Origin of the sequence: Agromyces humi, from assembly GCF_009720255.1 — a bacterium.
In the GTDB taxonomy this organism is placed as follows: Bacteria; Actinomycetota; Actinomycetes; order Actinomycetales; family Microbacteriaceae; genus Agromyces; species Agromyces humi.
Window position 1 is genome coordinate 1 of record NZ_WJSP02000324.1, and the last position, 4235, is coordinate 4235.

Here is a 4235-nt window from a genome sequence, read left to right on the forward strand (position 1 = left end):
AGATCAGCTCACCGAGCTCCGTCCCGTCGAGCGAGGGCCGCGAGCCGGGCGCCGAGCACGATGCGCCCGCGCGCGTCGCGCACCGTCAGTCGGTGGTGCTCGAGCGTGCGGAGCAGCCGGTACGCGACCGAGCGGTGCACGCCCAGGCGGCTCGCGAGCTCGTCGATCGTCAGCGGCTCACGGGCGTCGGCGAGGATCTCCAGCATCCGGATGCCACGGGACAGCGTCTGCGACTGCGGCGCGGCAGCGGTCTCGTCGGCCATCGTCGCCCCCTTCGTCGCCGCCTGCGGACGCGTTCGAGTCCGCGGCATCCGTGTCGATCAGATCGTGAACGACGCGTTCGATCATAGAACGGGCCGGGCGTGCTGACGGGCGCCCAAGTGCCTTGGATTGCAAGAGGATCGTTCGATATCAATTGACAAACGATAGGTACTGCGCGAGAGTCGATCCATGTTGAAGCTCGACCGCGTGATCGTCCCGCTCAAGGTGCTGCTTGTCCTCTTCTTCGCCGGCCTCGTCGTCGCCGAGTTCCTCAGCGTCCCCGGCGAGTTCATGCAGATGGCCCGCGAGGTCCGGCCCGAGTTCGTGCACATCCCGTGGTTGATGCTCGCCTTCTCGATCCTGGTCCTGGTGGCGGTGCAGGTGATCCTCGTCTGCATCTGGCGCCTGCTCGACATGGTCAGGACCGACCTGATCTTCAGTCGGCAGGCGTTCGTCTGGGTGGATGTGATCGTGTGGACGATCGCCGCCGTCTGGACCCTGATGCTCGGCGTCTTCGGCTACCTCGTCGCGTTCATCTACTTCACGCCCGAGATCCGCGACCCCGGGATCCCGATCGTGCTCTTCGGCATCGGGCTCGCGACGAGCGTCGTGCTCCTGCTCATGATCGTCATGCGTGCGCTCCTCGGGCAGGCCGCAGCGTTGCGTGCCGATCTGGAGGAGGTGATCTGATGCCGATCGTGGTGCGGATCGACGTCGAGCTCGCCCGACGGAAGATGAGCGTCGGGGAGTTCGCGGATCGGGTCGGGCTCACGCCGGCGAACGTGGCCGTGCTCAAGAACGGGCGAGCGAAGGCCGTGCGCTTCAGCACGCTCGCCGCGATGTGCCAGGTGCTCGACTGCCAACCGGGCGACCTCCTCGAGTGGGTGCCCGACGAGGATTGAGTCGGAGGCGCATGACGGCGCCATCACGCGGAACGAATGCGGTGCGGCATCCGGCAGCAGACCTGGAAGGCCCGAGGCGGGCGCTATGGACGCACCGTCCGGTACGTCAGATGCGTCACCCGCGATGCGGGGCGCACAGAGATGAGCTGCAACTGCTGCGCGGGAACGCCGTCGAAGACGCGTTCGCCCGCGCCGAGCACGCAGGGCGTCACGTGCAGCCGCAGCTCGTCGAGGAGCCCGGCCGCCAGGTACTGGTTCACCGTCGACGGTCCGCCCGCGATCGAGATGTCCCTGGCGCCTGCCGCGGCCCTCGCCTGCTCGAGCGCTGACTCGATGCCGTCGGTGACGAAGTGGAAGGTCGTGCCGCCCTCCATCTCGATCGGGTCGTGCGCGAAGTGGGTCAGCACGAAGACCGGCCCGTGGTACGGCGGGTTGGGTCCCCACCAGCCGCGCCAGTCGCGGTCCCATTCGCCGCGCACTGGCCCGAACATGTTGCGGCCCATGATCGTCGCGCCCGAGTCGACGATCGCGTCGACCTCCGCACGGTTCTCGTCGGCGGTCTCGAACATCCACCCGTGCAGCCAGTTCTCGTCGATGTCGCCGAACGGCGCGTCCTCGCGCTGGTTCAGGCCGGTGGCGAAGCCGTCGGCCGAGACGGCGAGATCGCTGTACACCTTGGTCACGATCGGTCTCCTCAACTGGTTGTGAAATGCAATCGGTTGGCAGGCTAGCGCAGACCGGTTGTAGCCTGCAAGTGGAATATGCGAGGTCGGAGATCGGGAGGTCGGGCATGGACCAGCGGTCAGGATGTCCGATCAACCTGTCACTCGAGGTGTTCGGCGATAAGTGGTCGCTCATCGTCATCCGCGACATGATGTTCGGGAACCGGCGGCACTTCAACGAGCTGCTCGCCGAATCCGACGAGGGCATCGCATCGAACATCCTCGCCGACCGCCTTCGTCGGCTGACGGAGCTCGGCATGGTCTCGCGGGCGCCCGACCCGACCCACAAGCAGAAGGTCGTCTACAGCCTCACCGAGCCGGCGATCCAGCTCGTGCCGGTGCTGGCACAACTCGGGGCCTGGGGGCGTCGGCACCTGCCGGCGAGCCGCGAGCTCTCCGTGCGCGCCGAACTGCTCGAGCGCGGCGGGCCCGAGTTCTGGGACCGGTTCATGGACGAGCTGCGCGAACAGCACCTCGGCGTGCCGCGACCGGCCGGCGAGTCGTCGCCGTTCGGCGAGCTCCGCGCCGCCTACGAGGCCGAGCTCGCCCGCGGCGACGGCGAGACGGATGACCGGCCGACGGCGACGCGGCATGCGCTTCAGCCGGGCTGAGCTGGCGGCGTTCACCGGCAGGACGCTTCCCGATCTCATCCCCGACCCGACGCGCCTGCTGATCGTGGGCATCAATCCGGGGCTGCTCACCGTGGCCGTGCAGGCGCACTTCGCACGGCGAGGCAACCGCTTCTGGCCCGCCCTGTACCGAGCCGGCATCACCGATCGGCTCATCGATGCGTCGGAGGGTTTCGCTCCCGATGACGTGCGTCACCTCCGGGATCGCGGGATCGGCATCACCTGCATCGTGCAGCAGGCCACGGCCCGCGCCGCCGAGCTGTCACCGGCGCAGCTGCGAGCGGGGGGCGCCGCGTTGCGGGAGCGCGTGGCGACCGTGCAGCCGCGGGTGGTCGCCGTGCTCGGCATCAGCGCGTACCGGGTGGCGTTCGAAGAGCCGAAGGCGCGCGTCGGTCGGCAGTTTCGCGACTGGGGCGGCTCCCAGGTGTGGGTGGTGCCCAACCCGAGCGGCCTCAACGCCCACGCATCGCTGGCCGACCTCGCGTCGGCCTACCGAGAGGTGGCCGTCGCGGCCGGAATCGAGCCCTACCGCGCCTGATCCCGTGACTCGCCGTCGGTGCTCAGAGCTCGTCCATCCACGCAGGATCGGACGTGTCACTGCCGCGCGCCGGGTATGCGTGCTGCGTCAGCTTCGCCGTCTCCGCGTGGAAGTGTCGGACCAACTCGTCATCGACGATCTCCTCGCCGTCGGCGCCGCCCTCGGGCGGCTCGACGTCGGCGATCAGTTGGCTCGCGGGGCCGATGAGCAGTGTCGACCTGCTGATCGACCCGTCAGATGCGAGCGTGGGGATCTCCACGGTCTCGGATTGGTTCGCCTTCGCCAAGGCCTTCGCGTACTCCAGCACCGCTCGAGCGATCGCCGAACCAGTGACGACGGAGTCGCCCGCGTAATGTATCCGGTCCATCCATCCATCGTCGCTCGACTCATCCGTCGCACGAAGGGGCTTGACCTCACTGGGGCCGCTGCGGCAAAGCAGGGAACGAGAAAACCCCCGGGCATCGCCCGGGGGTTTCGATGGTGGCTCCGACCGGCATCGATCCGGTGACCTTTCGATTTTCAGTCGAACGCTCTACCAACTGAGCTACAGAGCCGCGGGGCATCCGACCGATCGAAACCGGGGCTGATGCCTCGAATAAGGAGAAAGCCCCTTCTCTCGTAAGGGAAAGGGCTTGTCGCCTGAGCGACCCTGACGGGACTTGAACCCGCGACCTCCGCCGTGACAGGGCGGCACGCTAACCAACTGCGCTACAGGGCCTCGATGTGGTGTCTTGCAACACCGGCTATTGAATTGTACTGGACCTCGTCGTGTGACCCCAACGGGATTCGAACCCGTGCTGCCGCCGTGAAAGGGCGGTGTCCTAGGCCACTAAACGATGGGGCCGGGTGGCTTTGCCCAGGGGCTCGGCCGCCGACAGCCAAGCATACGTGCCAACGCCCACAAGCGCAAAACGAGGGCCGACGGCGGCCGGAACGAGGGCTGCGGATGCCACGAGCGGCCGCCTGCGGCATCCGCCACACGCGCCCGAAATGCCCGGAAAGCGCCGGGCCCGCACCTATCGTGAAGGCTGCCAATGCCCGCACGAGAGCGAGGAGCGCGGGGCGCAGAGCCCGCGTGGACGGGGAACCATGGACCGAACCAGCCAGCGCACGCCGACAGCCGGCGCCCGGATGCTCGGCACCCGCACGCCCGCCGCCCGCACGCCCGCCGCCCGCACGCTCC

At 68.2% G+C, this 4235-nt stretch carries 6 protein-coding genes, 3 tRNA genes and 1 pseudogene; 4 read left to right on the plus strand and 6 right to left on the minus strand.

What is annotated here, in order from left to right:
* Positions 1-29 precede the first annotated feature (29 nt).
* Positions 30-263 (minus strand): annotated as a pseudogene (locus tag GH736_RS18155) (helix-turn-helix domain-containing protein); the annotation flags it as partial.
* Positions 264-450: 187 nt separating this feature from the next.
* On the opposite strand from GH736_RS18155, the gene GH736_RS18160 reads away from it, so the two are divergent.
* Both GH736_RS18160 and GH736_RS18165 read left to right on the plus strand, forming a co-directional pair.
* Complete coding sequence (locus GH736_RS18160) at positions 451-951, plus strand: DUF2975 domain-containing protein (RefSeq protein WP_159605836.1); 501 nt, start codon at positions 451-453, stop codon at positions 949-951.
* Positions 951-1163, plus strand: a complete 213-nt coding sequence (locus GH736_RS18165; protein WP_159605838.1) for a helix-turn-helix domain-containing protein — start codon at positions 951-953, stop codon at positions 1161-1163. Before GH736_RS18160 ends, GH736_RS18165 begins: the two co-directional genes overlap by 1 nt.
* An 83-nt stretch (positions 1164-1246) precedes the next feature.
* Here GH736_RS18165 and GH736_RS18170 read toward each other — a convergent pair whose 3' ends face one another.
* Positions 1247-1846, minus strand: coding sequence for a dihydrofolate reductase family protein (locus GH736_RS18170; protein ID WP_159605840.1), 600 nt, complete (start codon positions 1844-1846; stop codon positions 1247-1249).
* 107 nt (positions 1847-1953) lie between these two features.
* Here GH736_RS18170 and GH736_RS18175 point away from each other — a divergent pair, with 107 nt between their 5' ends.
* Entirely contained in the window at positions 1954-2496 is a 543-nt protein-coding gene (locus GH736_RS18175) for a winged helix-turn-helix transcriptional regulator (RefSeq protein ID WP_159605842.1), read from the plus strand.
* On the plus strand, positions 2477-3052 hold the full coding sequence (locus GH736_RS18180) for a mismatch-specific DNA-glycosylase (protein WP_159605844.1): 576 nt from the start codon (positions 2477-2479) through the stop codon (positions 3050-3052). The genes GH736_RS18175 and GH736_RS18180 overlap by 20 nt, the downstream gene beginning before the upstream one ends.
* A gap of 22 nt (positions 3053-3074) precedes the next feature.
* On the opposite strand, the gene GH736_RS18185 is transcribed toward GH736_RS18180, so the two are convergent.
* The 4 genes from GH736_RS18185 to GH736_RS18200 form a co-directional block, all read right to left on the minus strand.
* Positions 3075-3419 carry a hypothetical protein gene (locus tag GH736_RS18185; RefSeq protein WP_159605846.1) on the minus strand — a complete coding sequence of 115 codons (345 nt, stop codon included), beginning with the start codon at positions 3417-3419 and terminating at the stop codon, positions 3075-3077.
* Positions 3420-3530: 111 nt separating this feature from the next.
* Positions 3531-3606, minus strand: a tRNA-Phe gene (locus tag GH736_RS18190).
* A gap of 90 nt (positions 3607-3696) precedes the next feature.
* Positions 3697-3770, minus strand: a tRNA-Asp gene (locus GH736_RS18195).
* 53 nt (positions 3771-3823) lie between these two features.
* Positions 3824-3896 (minus strand) — tRNA-Glu (locus GH736_RS18200).
* Positions 3897-4235 lie beyond the last annotated feature (339 nt).

Bases quoted from the DNA above. Each gene is read 5' to 3' on its own strand.
- GH736_RS18165 (WP_159605838.1), top strand. From the start codon at position 951: ATGCCGATCGTGGTGCGGATCGACGTCGAGCTCGCCCGACGGAAGATG.
- GH736_RS18180 (WP_159605844.1), top strand. From the start codon at position 2,477: ATGCGCTTCAGCCGGGCTGAGCTGGCGGCGTTCACCGGCAGGACGCTT.
- GH736_RS18175 (WP_159605842.1), top strand. From the start codon at position 1,954: ATGGACCAGCGGTCAGGATGTCCGATCAACCTGTCACTCGAGGTGTTC.
- GH736_RS18160 (WP_159605836.1), top strand. From the start codon at position 451: ATGTTGAAGCTCGACCGCGTGATCGTCCCGCTCAAGGTGCTGCTTGTC.
- GH736_RS18185 (WP_159605846.1), bottom strand. From the start codon at position 3,419: ATGGACCGGATACATTACGCGGGCGACTCCGTCGTCACTGGTTCGGCG.